At 33.2% G+C, this 16,211-nt stretch carries 17 protein-coding genes and 1 pseudogene; 6 read left to right on the top strand and 12 right to left on the bottom strand.

Features of this window, described 5'->3' with window-relative positions:
• Positions 1-105 precede the first annotated feature (105 nt).
• Positions 106-1,020: a methyl-accepting chemotaxis protein gene (locus ACIQ4I_RS12645; protein WP_403096363.1), complete on the bottom strand. Its 915-nt coding sequence runs from the start codon at positions 1,018-1,020 to the stop codon at positions 106-108.
• Between the two features lie 620 nt (positions 1,021-1,640).
• Here ACIQ4I_RS12645 and ACIQ4I_RS12640 point away from each other — a divergent pair.
• Positions 1,641-2,681: a beta-carotene 15,15'-monooxygenase gene (locus ACIQ4I_RS12640; RefSeq protein ID WP_403096362.1), complete on the top strand. Its 1,041-nt coding sequence runs from the start codon at positions 1,641-1,643 to the stop codon at positions 2,679-2,681.
• A gap of 92 nt (positions 2,682-2,773) precedes the next feature.
• On the opposite strand, the gene ACIQ4I_RS12635 is transcribed toward ACIQ4I_RS12640, so the two are convergent.
• The 8 genes and pseudogenes from ACIQ4I_RS12635 to ACIQ4I_RS12600 all read right to left on the bottom strand — a co-directional run bounded on the left by ACIQ4I_RS12635 (position 2,774) and on the right by ACIQ4I_RS12600 (position 7,335).
• The gene (locus tag ACIQ4I_RS12635; protein WP_403096360.1) at positions 2,774-3,352 is read right to left on the bottom strand and encodes a GNAT family N-acetyltransferase; all 579 of its coding nucleotides are present in this window, start codon (positions 3,350-3,352) and stop codon (positions 2,774-2,776) included.
• Between the two features lie 178 nt (positions 3,353-3,530).
• Positions 3,531-4,130 carry an NADPH-dependent FMN reductase gene (locus ACIQ4I_RS12630; RefSeq protein WP_403096359.1) on the bottom strand — a complete coding sequence of 200 codons (600 nt, stop codon included), beginning with the start codon at positions 4,128-4,130 and terminating at the stop codon, positions 3,531-3,533.
• A gap of 36 nt (positions 4,131-4,166) precedes the next feature.
• Positions 4,167-4,329, bottom strand: a pseudogene (locus ACIQ4I_RS12625) (ring-cleaving dioxygenase); the annotation flags it as partial.
• Positions 4,330-4,382: 53 nt separating this feature from the next.
• A complete protein-coding gene (locus ACIQ4I_RS12620) occupies positions 4,383-4,817 on the bottom strand; it encodes a MarR family winged helix-turn-helix transcriptional regulator (protein WP_403096358.1) in 435 nt (144 codons plus the stop codon).
• A gap of 165 nt (positions 4,818-4,982) precedes the next feature.
• On the bottom strand, positions 4,983-5,384 hold the full coding sequence (locus tag ACIQ4I_RS12615) for a hypothetical protein (protein ID WP_403096356.1): 402 nt from the start codon (positions 5,382-5,384) through the stop codon (positions 4,983-4,985).
• Between the two features lie 245 nt (positions 5,385-5,629).
• Positions 5,630-6,169, bottom strand: a complete 540-nt coding sequence (locus ACIQ4I_RS12610) for a GNAT family N-acetyltransferase (protein ID WP_403096355.1) — start codon at positions 6,167-6,169, stop codon at positions 5,630-5,632.
• A 159-nt stretch (positions 6,170-6,328) separates the two neighbouring features.
• Positions 6,329-7,063, bottom strand: a complete 735-nt coding sequence (locus ACIQ4I_RS12605; protein ID WP_403096353.1) for a hypothetical protein — start codon at positions 7,061-7,063, stop codon at positions 6,329-6,331.
• Between the two features lie 125 nt (positions 7,064-7,188).
• Entirely contained in the window at positions 7,189-7,335 is a 147-nt protein-coding gene (locus tag ACIQ4I_RS12600; RefSeq protein WP_403096351.1) for a hypothetical protein, read from the bottom strand.
• Between the two features lie 306 nt (positions 7,336-7,641).
• Here ACIQ4I_RS12600 and ACIQ4I_RS12595 point away from each other — a divergent pair, with 306 nt between their 5' ends.
• The 3 genes from ACIQ4I_RS12595 (at position 7,642) to ACIQ4I_RS12585 (ending at position 9,680) form a co-directional block, all read left to right on the top strand.
• Entirely contained in the window at positions 7,642-8,481 is an 840-nt protein-coding gene (locus tag ACIQ4I_RS12595; protein WP_403096350.1) for an alpha/beta fold hydrolase, read from the top strand.
• Positions 8,482-8,769: 288 nt separating this feature from the next.
• On the top strand, positions 8,770-9,249 hold the full coding sequence (locus ACIQ4I_RS12590) for a hypothetical protein (RefSeq protein WP_403096349.1): 480 nt from the start codon (positions 8,770-8,772) through the stop codon (positions 9,247-9,249).
• Between the two features lie 8 nt (positions 9,250-9,257).
• Positions 9,258-9,680 carry a DUF5391 family protein gene (locus ACIQ4I_RS12585; RefSeq protein ID WP_403096347.1) on the top strand — a complete coding sequence of 141 codons (423 nt, stop codon included), beginning with the start codon at positions 9,258-9,260 and terminating at the stop codon, positions 9,678-9,680.
• A gap of 54 nt (positions 9,681-9,734) precedes the next feature.
• On the opposite strand, the gene gltS is transcribed toward ACIQ4I_RS12585, so the two are convergent.
• Positions 9,735-10,916, bottom strand: a complete 1,182-nt coding sequence (gltS, locus tag ACIQ4I_RS12580) for a sodium/glutamate symporter (protein WP_403096346.1) — start codon at positions 10,914-10,916, stop codon at positions 9,735-9,737.
• Complete coding sequence (gene hutG, locus ACIQ4I_RS12575; protein ID WP_403096345.1) at positions 10,913-11,869, bottom strand: formimidoylglutamase; 957 nt, start codon at positions 11,867-11,869, stop codon at positions 10,913-10,915. Before hutG ends, gltS begins: the two co-directional genes overlap by 4 nt.
• A gap of 131 nt (positions 11,870-12,000) precedes the next feature.
• Here hutG and ACIQ4I_RS12570 point away from each other — a divergent pair, with 131 nt between their 5' ends.
• Positions 12,001-12,903 carry a LysR family transcriptional regulator gene (locus tag ACIQ4I_RS12570; RefSeq protein WP_403096343.1) on the top strand — a complete coding sequence of 301 codons (903 nt, stop codon included), beginning with the start codon at positions 12,001-12,003 and terminating at the stop codon, positions 12,901-12,903.
• 222 nt (positions 12,904-13,125) lie between these two features.
• Complete coding sequence (gene pdxR, locus ACIQ4I_RS12565; RefSeq protein WP_403096341.1) at positions 13,126-14,493, top strand: MocR-like pyridoxine biosynthesis transcription factor PdxR; 1,368 nt, start codon at positions 13,126-13,128, stop codon at positions 14,491-14,493.
• 64 nt (positions 14,494-14,557) lie between these two features.
• Here the strand turns inward: pdxR and ACIQ4I_RS12560 are convergent, their stop codons facing one another.
• The gene (locus tag ACIQ4I_RS12560; protein ID WP_403096339.1) at positions 14,558-15,736 is read right to left on the bottom strand and encodes an MDR family MFS transporter; all 1,179 of its coding nucleotides are present in this window, start codon (positions 15,734-15,736) and stop codon (positions 14,558-14,560) included.
• Positions 15,737-16,211: the final 475 nt, after the last annotated feature.

Here is a 16,211-nt window from a genome sequence, read left to right as displayed (position 1 = left end):
TTTTAATCAAATCCAAAATAAAAAATGTACACCACTAAAATGAATTAGTAATGTACATTCGTTTACTTTAAGCTACATTTTATTTTAGAGTAAGTTTAAATATTATTAAATGATTTCCAAAAATGTACGTGAACGTTTTTCTATTTCTTCTGATGATGAGGATATTCTCTTGAAATCTTCCATTGTCACATTAATTTGTTCGTTTGTTTTCTCCACACTTTCAGATACCCGATTAATGCTATCTGTAACATTTTCGATTTCTTTCACAATACCTTCAATATTTTCTTTAACTTCGGTAATGGAATGTTCTACTCTAACAGAGAGTTTTCTTACTTCTTTTGCAACTACGTCAAAACCACGACCATATTCGCCTGCTCTTGCTGCTTCAATTGCAGCATTTAATGCCAATAGATTGGTTTGAGAAGCAATTTCACGAATCGCTTTAACTATTCCTTTAATGGAATCAGCCTCATTATGTAATCTTACTAAATTGTCTGCATTAACCTTGGAATCATCACTTATTCGATTTATAGTTTGAAGTAAATCTTTACTTCTTGTTATTCCTGCTTCTGAGCTATTAAATAATTGTTCTGACATTTTCTTCAAATTATCTGCTACATCAATAATCATGTTTTGCCGTTCTGTAATATTCGAAGCAATTTTCAATACGCCTATCACCTTTCGACTATTTGCTGCAAATATAGGCATATAGGTTGCTTCTAACCACACTGAATCTCCAGAAGCGTCCATTCGTTCCACCTTGTCTTGAAAGCTTTTTCCTGAAAATAAATTTCTCCAAAATCTTTCATAATCGACGCTTTTCACAAATGAAGTAAAACAAAATTCTTTATGACTTTTCCCATACATCTCTTCCACTCGATAGCCTAAAGTATTTGCAAAAAGCTCATTCACATATTCTACTTCCCGATTTAAGTTGAATTGGATCATCGCTACATTATTTTCAATTGAACTTAGCATAAGCTCTTTATTAATCTGACTTTCTGCAATCAACACATTCATCACATTCCTTAATTAGTCTAAGTTAACTGTATTTATATTATTTATGTACAAGCAATTCACTCGATTAGTTCTTTTATAACATTGTACGAGTATTTTACTTTTTTATCAAACAATATGATATGACAACGAATGACATATTACCTACAAAATTAAGATTAAATAACATTTTTATATTACTTATAAATAATCCCCCATCATTTTTCTAAGATTATTAAACTTTGTATACATATGTAAAACGTTATTTAAGGTTGAGATTCAAGTGAATAAACTAAATCCAAAGTCACCTACTGCAACGGGGGTTCTAAATTATGAGTAATCTCTTTAACAGCATGAATTGCCCAATTAGGTTCCTTTAGAATGCCACAAGCAACTGCTACAAGATCAGCATAACCCTATGATAAAATTGCTTCAGATAAGATTGAATTTTCAAAATGAGACAAATCCGATTATTGATTTTTTTATCTTAAATTTCACTAATATTAAATGTCATAATTTTATGTAAATTGACTACAATATTTCACATTTTCATTCATCAACTTATTTACAATATAATCCATATCTTATAAACTTAATGTATTGGCACCGAAAAATTCGATAACCATTTTCGGAGGGTTGAGATTATGACTGCATTAAAATCAAAAAGTGTTTTATGGCTAGTATTCGGCATACTGGTTATTACTTCAAACTATGTTTTATATCGTACTTCATTTGGCATGTCGATTTTGCCTGAAGACACAAACGGCGTTGTATTAGGATCGCTTGTAGACTTTATTGTAATTGCTCCATTAACTTTTCTGCTATATCAAAAAAAATTCACATTAAAGAGAATGGATCTTCTTGCTGCTTCAGGTTGTATCGCAGCCCGTTTCATCATACCAATGGAGCATTTGCAACCATTTGTTGCTTTTACATGGTTAGGTTTTGCCATTGAAGCTGCACTTTTTTTACTTGAAATTTCTTTACTACTGTCTCTTGTGATTTACATGCCAAAAATTATTCGCACAACAAAAGAAAGCCCATTTTCTATCGTCTTTGCGTTTCCACAATCAGTTGATCAACATGTAAAATCACATAGGCTCGTTCATATCATATGTTCAGAAGCATTGATGTTTTATTACGCCTTCTTCAGTTGGCGAAAGGAACCTCAGGAAGGATTTACACTTTACAAAAATTCAAGTTATATCGCCCTTCAAATAATGATGATTCACGCTATTGTCATTGAAACACTCGGAATTCATTGGTGGCTTCACGATAAATCAATTATTTTATCAATAGTATTGCTTATTTTCAACGTCTATTCCGTTTTCTTCTTTTTAGCTGACTTGCAAGCTATGCGATTAAATCCGGTGACATTCCAAAAAAATTCGTTGCTCATTTCTGCCGGGATTATGAAACGTTCAGAAATCCCATATGATTTAGTAGAAGAAATTATTGTGGATAACGAAATTTTGCAGAAGAAATCTTCAAAAGATACACTCGAATTTATTGTTCGTGATTTTGAAAAAGTTTATCCTAATGTATTGTTAAAACTTAAACAACCAGTTGAAGGAATCTTCTATCTTGGCATACGAAAAAAATACAATCAAGTTGCAATTCGAATTGATCAACCAACTGAATTCATAGCCGAGTTGCGAAATCAAACAGCACAAAAAAATAAGTAGATCATTTCGAGTAAAAATTAGTGCCTCTTTACATTAAAAAGTAAAGAGGCTTTTGAATTGCAATCTCAAGTATTAACGAAAAGCTTTTAGTTTTATCTCTCTATCATTTCTTCCAATCTTCGTTTTACTACCGGCCAATCCTCGTTTGTCACGCTATACATAACAGTGTGTCTTATCGTGCCATCTTTACGCATCATGTGATTGCGAAGGACTCCTTCTCTTTGCGCACCAATTCGCTCAATTGCTCTTTGGGAACGCTTATTTTCATGATCTGTTTTGATTTGTACACGTCTCAATTTTAGAACTTCAAAGCAATATTGCAGTAATAAGTATTTACAATTTGTATTCACTGCTGTTTGCCAATAAGCAGGCGTTAGCCATGTGAAGCCTATTTCTAATCGACTATGTTTCTCATCAATATCCATAAATTTAGTTGAACCAATAATCGTTTTTGTTTTTGGATCCATGATCACAAATGGGCATTCCACTCCGCTTTCTTTATTGGCAAGTGCATTCGCTACATATTTTTGCGTGTCTGTTAAAGATTCAATTGTAATTGATAAATATCGCCAGATTTCTGGATAAATAGCAACTTCTAAAATCCCTTCAATATCGCTTTTTTCCATCGGTTTTAGCATAACCTGTTTATTATGTAATGTTGTAAATTCCATTTCTATTCACTCCTTTTCTCTAAACTATCTTATTTTTGGTATGTTTAACATAACCAAATCAATCATAATAGCCCCTACCAGAAATGAAGTTTATCACTAATATTCAGCTAGTGATTGGCAACAAAAAGAGCATATGCAAATTTACATGCACATGCTCCTATGATCAATTCAAAACGAATTATCGAATTGTTTTTAATGCAGTTGACCATGCAATTACTTGATCTAGCATTTGGTTTACTGAATCCGCTTGAACCTCTTTTGGTTTGAAAACTGAACCGTTTTCGAAGTCAGTAAATAATGATAATGCTGGGTGTACGCGAACATCTGCGACTAATAATTCGCCCAAAATACCTCGCAAATGTTCTGCTGCACGAGCACCACCTACTGAACCGTAAGATACGATACCTGCTGCTTTGTTATTCCATTCTTCACGTAAGTAATCTAATGCGTTTTTCAATGCACCTGTGATAGAGTGGTTATATTCTTGAGCGATAAATACAAAACCGTCACAAGCAGCAACTTTTTGTGACCAAGCAGCTGCACCTGATGCATCTAATCCAGGTTCGCCTAATAGTGGTAATTTGAATTCTGCGATATCAATAATTTCGTATTCTGCATCGCCGCGTTTGTCTGCTAATTCTTTAACCCATTGACCTACTTGTGGACTTACTCTTCCTTCACGTGTTGAGCCTAAGATAATACCGATTTTAACCATTTTATCTCCTCCAGTTTGTTTTTCATCTATATTCTTACCAAATAAACTTTGTAAAAAACCCATTTATAAAATTTCACCTCCTTAAAAGTATTCTTATTCTTATTCCATTATGCTTTGAACTGTATTAATTGGACGTACCAGTTTTTCATTTTTGTCATACTTCTCCTCTAAAAATGGAGGTAATGAAAAAAATTCCTCCTATTGTTTTATAAAGCTCGTCACCCATAAATCCTGGACCATCGATTTCCCACTCAAATAATACCCCTAGTACTACTGTACATTCTCTCGATTTCGAGATATATTATTAAAAAAAAATTAGAGCTTCTCTGCCTGATATCCAATTTTCTTCATCAGCTCTATTATTTTATCTAACTCATTTTCTTCTAGACACCCAAATATGCCCGCAACTTTTTCTTGATGCAGAGGAAAAATCTGATCCATAAGCTCATTGCCTTTTGTTGTCAATGTTGCATAGATTACTCGTCGATCATTTGGGCAATCTCTACGTAAAACAAGTTGTTTTTTCTCTAATTTGTCAATCACATACGTAATACTGCTACTTGCAATCAATATTTTTTTACCAACTGTTTGAATCGGTTGTTCACCTTTATGATAAAGAAGTTCAAGTACCGCAAATTCAGTTGAATTAAGATCGTATGAAGCTACATCTTTTCGAATCACTTCTTGAATCGCTTGGGAGGCACGAAATATTACTGTTAAAGCTTTTAATTCTTTATTTTCTAGTTCCATTCGTATCACCACTTTTATTACCTTTAATTCTAGTATCTTTAATTCGAGATAATAGTAACACATCTTCGAAAATAAAGTCAACGCATTTATCCTAGAATTAGTGCCTTTAATTTCAAGAGGACAACGATCAGTATCGCTGCCCCTATTTTTAGATATTTAACCATCTTATTCATCTGGAAAATTCACGATTGTATTAAACACACCTAATTTATTTTCTTTCGCAATTTCATCAATCGTACGTGTAATTTCTTGAATAGTCTTTTCCTTATCCTTCGTTTCTGATCTTACAACGGCTTCTATTTCCTTCTTATTTTCCGGATATATGGAAAGTATAAAGCCAACTTGATATCCCTTTTTCTTCAGCTGCTCTGTAACTTTTTCAATCAATTGTGCTTGTTCAATTTCTTTCATATTGATTGCACCTTCATTTTTTTGTTGTTTTTTCTCCATTATTTTCATAGATGGTGTTGCTTCAGAATTCGTAATATAATGTCCAATTGAAGTGCATATAAGTAACCCAGCTAATAATGTTCCATTAAATATAACCTTTCCATTCATTTTCACCATCTCTCACCCTCTCCATTAATAAGCTACTAAACACTATGTCAAATCTCTTCAAAATATTTGTACTTTAGTAGATTTAGTTGCTATTTAATTTAGAGTAAGAGTTTCCTTTCTTTTATAAACAAAGAAAAACGCCTCACTTAATAATGAGGCATTGTCAATTAACTTCTATAGTGAAAAGTAAATGTGTATCATGTTCGGATTAAAAACAAAAATGGATTTATAAAATTGATTCAAGCGAAAAACAATTACTTTACTTCTGTGTGGAGCAATGAAAAAACGAAGGCATCATGAGATTGATTATTTTGATAGATGTAACCTCTTAGCAAGCCTTCTTTTTTAAAGCCTATTCGTAACAATAATTGATTAGAAGCAGTGTTTTGCGGATAAGTAACTGCCCCAATTCTAAACAAATCTAAATCTTCAAAGGAATAACGTAACACTTCTTTAACTGCTTCTGTCGTAAAACCTTTGTTCCAGTATGCAGGATGAAGTTCATATCCAATTTCAGCTTTTTTACTTCCAATGTTCAGATTATTTAACCCAATTGTACCAACGAAATCTCCTGTTTCTTTCACAATCATTCCCCATCTTATGCCTTTATTGCTCTCGAACGTTTTCTGAAACGAATCAATCATTTTAAAAGCATCTTCAATACTTTTCAAAGGATCCATTCCATAATACTTAGTCACCTTCTCATTTGACATTATATTATAATAGGATTGAGCATGATCTTTTGTAATTTGAACTAACTGAAGTCTTTCAGTTTCTAATTTTGGAAACTCCATTACACATTCTCCTCTCTATTAATCTTTTAAGCCCCCAATTTTCTATACTACTTAACCGGTAGCATTCTCCAGAAATACGATGATTCTTAGCAAATCGAATAACCATGTAACAATCGAATGATTCTACTTTCTATTATAGGATTCTTGAATCTAAAAATTTTACATAGAAAAAAATTGAGTCAATGGAATTTTTCTACCTTGATTGTGCCAATGATGATAGTCATTAAATAATTCCAGAATATTATGGTTATAGCGTCTTTCAACTAACTCATATATTTGAATAAAGCTTCTCCAATAGTCAAACATAATACTCGATAAACTCTCTGTGTAGGATTCTATGCCAAAATCATCTAAGGAATGATGACCATACTCACTTGAGAATTCTTGAATTAATTCCTTCTCTACTTGTAAGATTTGTTGAAAATCTGCTTCATTAAGGAGTAGCTTTCTTGGCAAGTAAAAGCACATGCCCTCTTCAAACCAAATACTATTTGTCCATTCATCATCAAAATCATCTATAAATAAATCGAGATGATGTGTTAGTTCATGCGCAAGTATGACAAATAAGTGTACTTCAGAATAGCTCTCGTAAAACTGTCGAATCTTATGTACGTTTTTATTATCTAATTGTCGAATAAATAATTTCCGCCATTCTTCGATATCCGGAGACATATAGATTACATTTTTACTCGTGTACGCAGGTAATGGAATAGTAGAAAATGTTTCCGTCGCTAATTGGGAAGAAGTCCATACTACTGCATTAGGGCTATCATCTAACGAGAAATCTCTTTTTAATATTTGCTCATATTCAATCAATTTCTTTTTAAATTTCTGAATGATTTTATCGTATTGATCATATTCACTTTTGCTTTCGAATGCATAAACATGTTTCATTTTCCTACCTCATTTGTTTATAAAATAAAATCTCTATGGTACTCCGAATTTCCACAAAATAAATCTTGGCATTATTGAAAATCTAGTTTAAGATTTCTATTTAAAGTCATACGAATTACAAAATTTTATCCAATATAATTGCTTATCGCAATCGCGACACCAGCAATGACTACGATAATGATCATTTCAACAAATATGATTTCCTGTTCTTTCTTTTCTTGTATTTGCATTCGATAAAGCTTTTGAATTTGCTTCTTATTCGTAAACTTCATCAAATCCCCCACACTTTCACATTTGTCTCTAAATTATTTATTTGCATGCACATTATTTTCTTTCTCAAGCTTGACCTAGGAAATAACAAAATATTTTTTCCTTTGGTATTGAAATAAATTAGTTATAATTATAACATAAAAGTAATTATTTGTTAATTTAGTAATAAATGAAAGGGGTGAGTAAATATTAAAAAGAAAAAGTTCACCATTCCTATAGCAATAGCTATTCTTCTTTTATTAGTTGGACATTTATATTACAGATTTGATGTATCAGAAAATACGAAGAAATATCCTCCAGTTGGAGAAATGATAGAAGTGAATGATCATCAAATACATATTTATAAAAATGAGAAAAAATCTGAACCTAAACCTACCATAGTTTTAACTTCGGGAAGTGGTACAACAACGCCTTTCGCAGATTTTTATCCGCTTTACATTAAATTAGACATCAATATGCATTTCGCCTTATACGAACGCCCTGGGTATGGTTGGAGTGAAGACACTTCTTCTTCTAGAGATATCGACACAGTTGTAAAAGAATTGCGCGAGCTACTGCAAAAATCACAGGAGAAGCCACCTTATATTTTCATTGGACATTCAATGGGAACTCTTGAAATCATACGATACGCTCAATTATATCCTGAAGAAGTAAAGGCTTTAGTGATGATTGATGGGATCAGCCCACAATACGCCAAAAACTATCAACTAGGTAAATCGCAATATCTAGGTTGGATAGCTTTGAAAGGACTTCGAGATTTCGGAATTATGAACTTACTTGCAAAAACAGGTGCAATGGATAGTTTATTCATTGATATTGATGGCTTGCCACAAGAAATACAGAATCTAAAAGTAAATATGGCATTAAAAAATATGAATAACCCTAATATGAAAGAAGAACTAGAACAGATGAGCGAAAACGGAGAAACAATTTTAAGTAGTGGAACAATCGGGGCTATTCCTATTCTCATTTTTTCAGCCACAAACAATGGTTATGATCATTGGGAGAAAACGCAACAGGAGCTATTATCCATTTCGACTCACTCAAAACAAATCATCTTTGAAAACACAAATCATTATATTCATCATGAAAAATCGAAGGAAATTGCAAAAGAATTAAAACAGTTCCTTACTGATCTTGAAAAATGAACTATGTTAAGCAAAAATTTTGGCCAAAGAGAAATTGTTTGCTTCCTTTTTAAGCGAAAATTGAAATTTTTTTCATTACCTTCACGTATAAATATAGAAAAACACTAAAATTTTCCGTAAGAATTTTAGTGAAATTTTTTTCTAAACACAAAGTCTGTTATTCAACATAATGGCGAAAAGCTAACGATTATGCAAAATGGGCTATTTACTCATGAAGTAACGAGTAAAATTTCAGGATCGCAAAATATGGGAATATTATGGATGTATCTTCATAAAAAGGAGGCGATTTTGATTAGAAAATATTTATCAAGACACCCAATTATGAATTTGCTATTTATGATTATTTTCTTTTTGTTATTCACAACTTCTGTAAATGCACTTAAATGGGCGTATCCGTTTGTATCATGGGATGGGTATGTCTATCAAGTATTAGATGAAAGGATTCCAGACGATAAAATCGGTAAGGAGATTGGTGAAGTCGATACGATACCAGATGAAATTGGCGATTTTAACGGAAACGCCTCAAATAGGTACGATATTGGAACTAAGTATTATCAAATTGTAGGTAAAAAAACTTCCAATGCAATCGCTGTGAGAGATGGTAATGAGTATCTGAAGGCAACCATTGAATATAAACAAACCTTCTCCCTTTCATTCTTTTTAAAGGAACATTCAGAGTTGCTTAAAATGATTGGCTTGGCCATAATCGTGATTATTTTATTAATACTTTTCCGTAACTTAGCTCTAAAAAGAAAAAATAAAACTTAGGAGGATCTATGACAAATAAAAAAAGCATTAGTGTAGTTACAATTATTTCTGCAATATTATTTTGTACAATAATTATTGCCGGTTCGTTATCACCGTTATCAGAATTGGGGGAAAATGCAAATAAGTTTAACTCTCAGGGAATGTGGGAATCGATTGGTAGTATTCTTCTCTTTTATGCGATTCCTTTATTCTTGTATCTCACCGGTTTGGATTGGATAATATACATCATGACATTTCTATGTGCTTTCGGCATTATAATTTTTGCTTTCGTATTATTTATTGCTTTGGTCATCGGAAATTCAATAAATTATTCAATTCCAGCACTGGTTAATGTCTTAGTCGTTTGTAGTTTAGCTATTATAGTCAATGTGATTTGGTTCTTTGTTGCATTTCGCAAAGAGAGAATACCCTCTCTTAAACCTCAGGCTTAATATAAACAAGAAACCAGCAAATATCTGATAGATATTTGCTGGTCATCCGTTTTCTTATTTAAATAAATTAATCGTTGTAATGATGATTGGCATTCCAAACACATCGATTAAAAACGCACCAACTATAGGTACGATTAAGAATGCCCTGCGGGATGGACCGAATTTATTTACTACAGCAGACATATTAGCCATCGCATTTGGAGTTGCCCCTAAACCATGACCTAAGAATCCGGCTACCATGACAGCTGCATCATAATCTTTTCCTAATAAGCGGAATAATACAAAAACTCCGAATAGGACAATAAATAGAACCTGTACGATAATAATACCGAAAAGAGGCAATGCTAGGTCAGCAATTTCCCAAAGCTTAATACTCATTAACGCCATTGAAAGAAAAACACCTAACGAAACATCACCAATTAGGTTAATTTCCTTCATATTAACGAAGCCAGGTTTTACTCGATCCATAATATTACGGGCTACAACAGCAGTAAACATAGCTCCAACATAACCTGGCAATACAAAGCCTGTTAGTGATGTAAAAAAGTCTCCAACATATGTACCTACAGCCATACAAAGTGTAATTAAGAATACTTGATGCATAAATGATTTTTCTTCTACAGGTTTCTCATCGTTGTCAATATATTCTTCCATTTCTTCAGTAGATGGTTTTAAGTTAAATTTGTTAACCAAATACTGTACAACTGGTCCACCTACTAAACCACCTGCAACCAAACCACAGGTAGCTGCAGCCATTCCAATCGTTACTGCTGAAGAAACTCCTAATTCCTCGATTGTTTGACCATAAGCTGCAGCAGCCCCATGTCCACCTTCCATGGAAACTGCTCCTGCCATCACGCCGAATAGTGGGTTAATATCAAACATTTTAGCCAATGAAACCCCAATTACATTTTGCATTAGTGCAAGAAAGCCACAAGCTAACCAATAAATAATTAATAGTTTTCCTCCGAGCTTTACCAGTTTAAAACTTGCTCCCAAACCAATTGTTGTAAAGAATGTAACCATGAAAATGGATTGTAAAGAAGTATCTAATACTATTTCTACAATTCCCGTCGTCTTTAAAATCGTTGCAACAATCGCAAAGATTAATCCACCAACAACTGGAGCAGGAATACAAAATCGATTAAGAAAATTTACTTTCTTTACAAGATATGTACCTAGTATATACAAAGCTACAGCTAAAAATAGAGTCGTAATTTGGTTGATTTCAATCATTTATTTTCCCCCTTTTGAAGAGCAATCACCGCTTCATTAATTAAATAAGCTCCCAATTTAACCGTTCTATTATTCTCATCAACCTCTGGATTTACTTCACAAATATTAAAACTTGTAACTTTAGGATTTTCACATACATAGCGAATAATGTTTCTTACAATTTTCGGTTCCAGGCCAAATGGTGATGTTGCACTTACCCCTGGTGCATGTGCTGCACTTAATACATCCGCACATAAGGTTAAAAGAATCACGTCGCAGCGTTTTATAAATGTATCCACTGTTTCTATAGTAGATTCAAAGCTCATTTCATCCTCATACAAATATGTAACCCCTAATTCATCCGCACGATTAAATAATTCTGTTGTATTACCATATCGCTGTATACCACAAACAAAATATTCTACATTTTGATCTTCATCAAGAATTTGTTTAAACATGGTACCAGAAGAAATTTGTTCATCATATTCACGGAGATCAAAGTGAGCATCGATATTTATTAAACCAATTCTAGATTCTTTTCCTACACTTTCTCGAACTCCAAGATAATGTCCATAGAGTGTTTCATGCCCCCCACCTATAACAATACATTTTGAATTTGCATTTAATATTTCTTTCACATAACTACCTAACTCCGCTTGCGCATCTTCTAATAGTTTCCCTTCACAAGATATATTGCCTACATCATATAAACCAATTTCTTGAGGCCCTCTCCAAGCATTGCTTGCTAATTGTTTTCTAATTTCATTTGGTGCCTTTCTAGCGCCAACTCTCCCCTTGTTTCTTCTAACACCTTCATCACATTCAAATCCAATGATAGAAAGTTTCTTTCCTGATATCTGTTGTAGCTGATAAACAGGTAGACAATTCATGACTTGATGATAACGAAAACTTTCTAAACGGATGGTACTATCTGTTCTCCCACTCCAAATCAGAGCATCTGTTTCTTTATACATTCTCTACACTCCTTTGTGCTTTCGAAAAATTCTATAATTTCAGTATAGATTTATTTTTTTATAATTTCTAATACTCATTTTTAATATTATAATAGTTAAAAACTATAAATGAGTTAGGAGTTGATATTCATATGGATTTAAAACAAATGACATATTTCATCACAATCGTTAAATATCATAGTTTTTCAAAGGCAGCTAGAGCGCTCCATATATCACAACCATCATTAAGCAACTCTATTCAAAATTTAGAAAGAGAACTTGGAACTCCGCTTTTAGAACGCACTACTCGTAATTTACAACTCACAGAAGTGGGGAAATTATTGTATGAACGAGCTAACAAAATGTTGCAAGAGATGAATATTTTACAAGAGGAAATACAAGACATTATTGATGGAGATCGTGTTGAAATTATCATTGGAATGATTGAATCAGCTAATAGGTGGTTTGCCAGATTAATGTATGAACATAAACAAACTTATCCTCATAATGATTTTACGTTGATTGATACGCTTTATAGTAAAACCGTATTAGAGGCTCTATTGCGATACGAGGTTCATGCGGTTGTGACAAACCAAGAAATCATCGATGAAACAATTGAAGCTGTACCGTTATATACCGAAAAATTTGTGGTGGTTCTTCCTAATAATCATCCTCTAATGTTAAGAGAAAACATTGATTTACAAGATTTATGTAATGTGCCTTTAATCTTAGGAATGCCCTCTTTTCAAACGTGTTCCCAGATTATGAGGGCATTTGAACATATAGATCTTAAGCCACAAATTGAATTCCAAATTGAACGATTTGAAATGGCTAAAATTCTAGTAGAAAATGGCGCTGGTATTACTATTCTCCCTGAGAACTATGTAAAAGATGCTTTACCTTCAACCTTATCTTATCGTTATATTAATAATGATTTATTACAAAGAACCGTATACTTTTGTTATGTTAAAAACCGGCATTTTCCAAGCGCAATCTTAAGTTTCTTTCTGCTGATTAAAAACAACTTCAAAACAACTCGAGTTCAAATTTCCTAATTGCTATGAATTCCGCTTGAAAATCTAACATAACATCTATATCAAGATTGACAAAAAACAGGCTTTCATGGAAATTATCCTATTAAAGAAAGCCTGTTTGATAGTATTTAGGAATTCTTGATTTCAATTACGATGGAGTGCGCTCAATTAATATTACTATTATTTTTTGTATGCTTAATATATTCATATTCATCGCAATAATTCATATCAGAGGTGAGTAAAATGGAAATATCTATTATTTTAACAAATGGTACTCCAAAATATATTCAAATATACGACCAGATTAAAAAAGCAATAATCGCCAAAAAGTTAGTATCACAAAGCAAGTTACCTTCCAAGCGTAATTTGGCAGCTGATCTTGGTGTTAGTGTACATACTGTGAAAGAAGCATATGAACAGCTAGATGCAGAGGGATTTATATACAGTAAGGAGCGTTCGGGTTACTTTGTTTCGCCTTTTGAATTTGAATGGCAGCAATCTCAGAATACAATTCTACCCTCCCCCTCTATTGAAAGCATCAAATCAAAAGTGGATATTGATTTTCATAACGGTCATATTGATACTACAACTTTTCCTTATTCAAGTTGGCGGAAATTATACAACAAACAATTTCAACCGCAAAACTTGATGAATAACACTTGGCAAGGAGAGCCTATACTCCGTCAAGAAATAGCATACTATGTTCAGCGTTCGCGGGGTGTACACTGCAATCCATCACAAGTATTTATCTATGGTGGTACCCAGCATCAATTACAGGCACTTTGTAACTTTTTCGGACCATCAATTCAAGCTGGAATTGAAGAGCCAGGTTTTAAACGAGCTCGGACTATTTTTAATCAACACTGTCTTCATACACATCATATCTCCGTCGATGAGTTTGGGGTTACTGTACCAACAGAGAAGATCAATCTATTGTATACAACACCAGCCCATCAATTTCCATTAGGGATGGTTATGTCTGTGGAGCGCCGTGCAGCATTATTAAAATGGGCTGCTGCAGAAAAAACTTTTATTATTGAAGACGATTATGATTCAGAATATCGTTTCAAAGGGCTGCCAATTCCCTCTTTAGCTAAAATGGATCAATTACAGCGTGTCATCTATTCCGGTACTTTTTCAAAAACACTTGTCCCGTCGATACGGATTAGCTATATGATTTTACCAAGAGCTCTTGTGGATTCATATTCTGAATTCTACAATGAACAGAAAACAGTCGTTTCAAAAATCGATCAGCTCGTACTTGCCGATTTCATAGCCCAAGGGCAATTTGACAAGCACTTAGCGAAAATGCGTACTCTTTATCGAAAAAAACAACAAGCGTTGATTTCTGCAATTAACATGCATCTCTCAAAAGAATTTCAAATAATTGGCGAGAAATCAGGTCTACACATCGTATTAAAATTGCCTAACTCTCTAAGTGAAAAAGAGGCCATAGAAAGGGCATTTTCAGTTGGAGTAAAAGTCTATCCGTGCTCCTCCTCTTACCAACAATCTTCAAATCAGCAACTCGTTATCATTGGATATGGAGGTTTATCATTAGAGCAAATCGAGGAAGGAATAATGAGACTGAAAAAGGTTTGGTGCAAGTAATACAAAGAGCTTCTCTCTAATAAAAGAAAGAAGCTCTTTAACGAATACTATTTTTTCTTATTATTTATACTACCTGTTTTTTCGAAAAAGCCAATCGATAAAAGATTATACTAAATAGGGAAATAGCAGCCATCACAATGTACAGTTGAGATTCAAAGTGGACTAGTAACCATCCACCTAATACCGGTCCTATAAATCCTCCTAAATTTTTAAACTGTGAAGCCCCTAGATAGGTTGCTTTTTGAGTGGCTGGTGCGATTTCTTCAATCAAAGCATTCATCATTGGAAACGCGAATATTTCACCGATTGTAAAAATGATCATCCCCACAACAAATACCCAAGAAGTATTGGCAAAATTAAAAATGACGAAACCAGCTGCAAGGAAAAGAATCCCGATAATTAGACTTTTCATAATGGATATTCTTTCAGTATAAATCCCAATTGGTAATTGCAACGCCAATACAACAATGGCATTTAGCGTAATCAAAACAGAAAATAGCTTAACCCCATTTTCAATATTCAAATTTATGTACTGTGGCAATGTTGAGTCAAATTGAGAATAGCCTAGACTAACAAGGATCCCTCCTGCAAGTAAGTACAACAGTTTTTGATCTGCAAAAACGACTTTGAACATTTGCAAAATCGTTTGTTTTTCTTCATGCTTTTGAGGTGTTACTTCATATTTTTTGAAAGTGAAAATCAAAAATACACCGTAAATTGCGTACATCGATGCCGTGATTAAAAAAGGAACCTTTGCATTGGACATGCTAGAAATCCATACACCACAAAGTGGACCGATTACTGCTGCTATATTAATCGCTGTGTATCGGAATGAAAACAAGCGTCTTCTCTTCTTCTCTACTGTAAAATCAATCATCAACGCCTGTGTTGCAGGTTCAAAAAACGATCGACACAACCCATTTACTGCATTTAGCACGATAAACAATCCAACAACTCGGACAGTTGCAAATCCCACGAACACTGCACTCCAAATAAAGATGGTTGTTAAAATGATAAATTTCCGTCCAAATTTATCTGTTAAATAGCCACCTATAAAACCACCAACTGTTGCACAGAGTTGCGCAATTCCTAAAGTTACGCCAATAATTAATGGAGAGGCATGTAACTCATTTTGCAAATAGATAGCTAAAAAAGGAATGGTCATAAAGCTTGCAATACGGGTAAAAATTGTTCCATTTAAAATAATCCAGACAATCGGATGGAAATAGGACATAAATTGCATTAGTACCTCCTATAAAGTAGTGACACTACTTTATCCTAAACTACCACAATTTACAATATGGCTTTATCATTAGATTCATAAGCTTATAACTTTATCAAACAAAAATACATTTAAATCAATTTTTAAATCCAATTTTTAAATACGAACATTTTACACATTGAAATTTCACTGTTCAGAATTATATGCTCTACTACAGACGGCACTTTTCACTGGCTTTGCCATAATAATCTATCAACATATAATATTCCCCAGGGAATATTCTGATAATTATTTCGCGCAATATCATTATTCACCTTCCATGCTATCTTTCTAATGATAATTACTAATTTACAATTGTTTTCAATCTCTCAATATCAACTTAATAATTATGTTTTATAGTAGAAATAATCAACAAACTCCGCAAAATTGGTTGTTAATGAGGCAATTTGTCTTGCTCTAAATGATCGTTAACAACATTGTCTGGACGTCTACAATT

It is taken from the genome of Rummeliibacillus sp. NPDC094406 (assembly GCF_044763875.1).
GTDB lineage: Bacteria > Bacillota > Bacilli > Bacillales_A > Planococcaceae > Rummeliibacillus.
The sequence above is the reverse complement of the archived record's forward strand: the minus strand, read 5'-3'. Positions and strand labels throughout refer to the sequence as shown.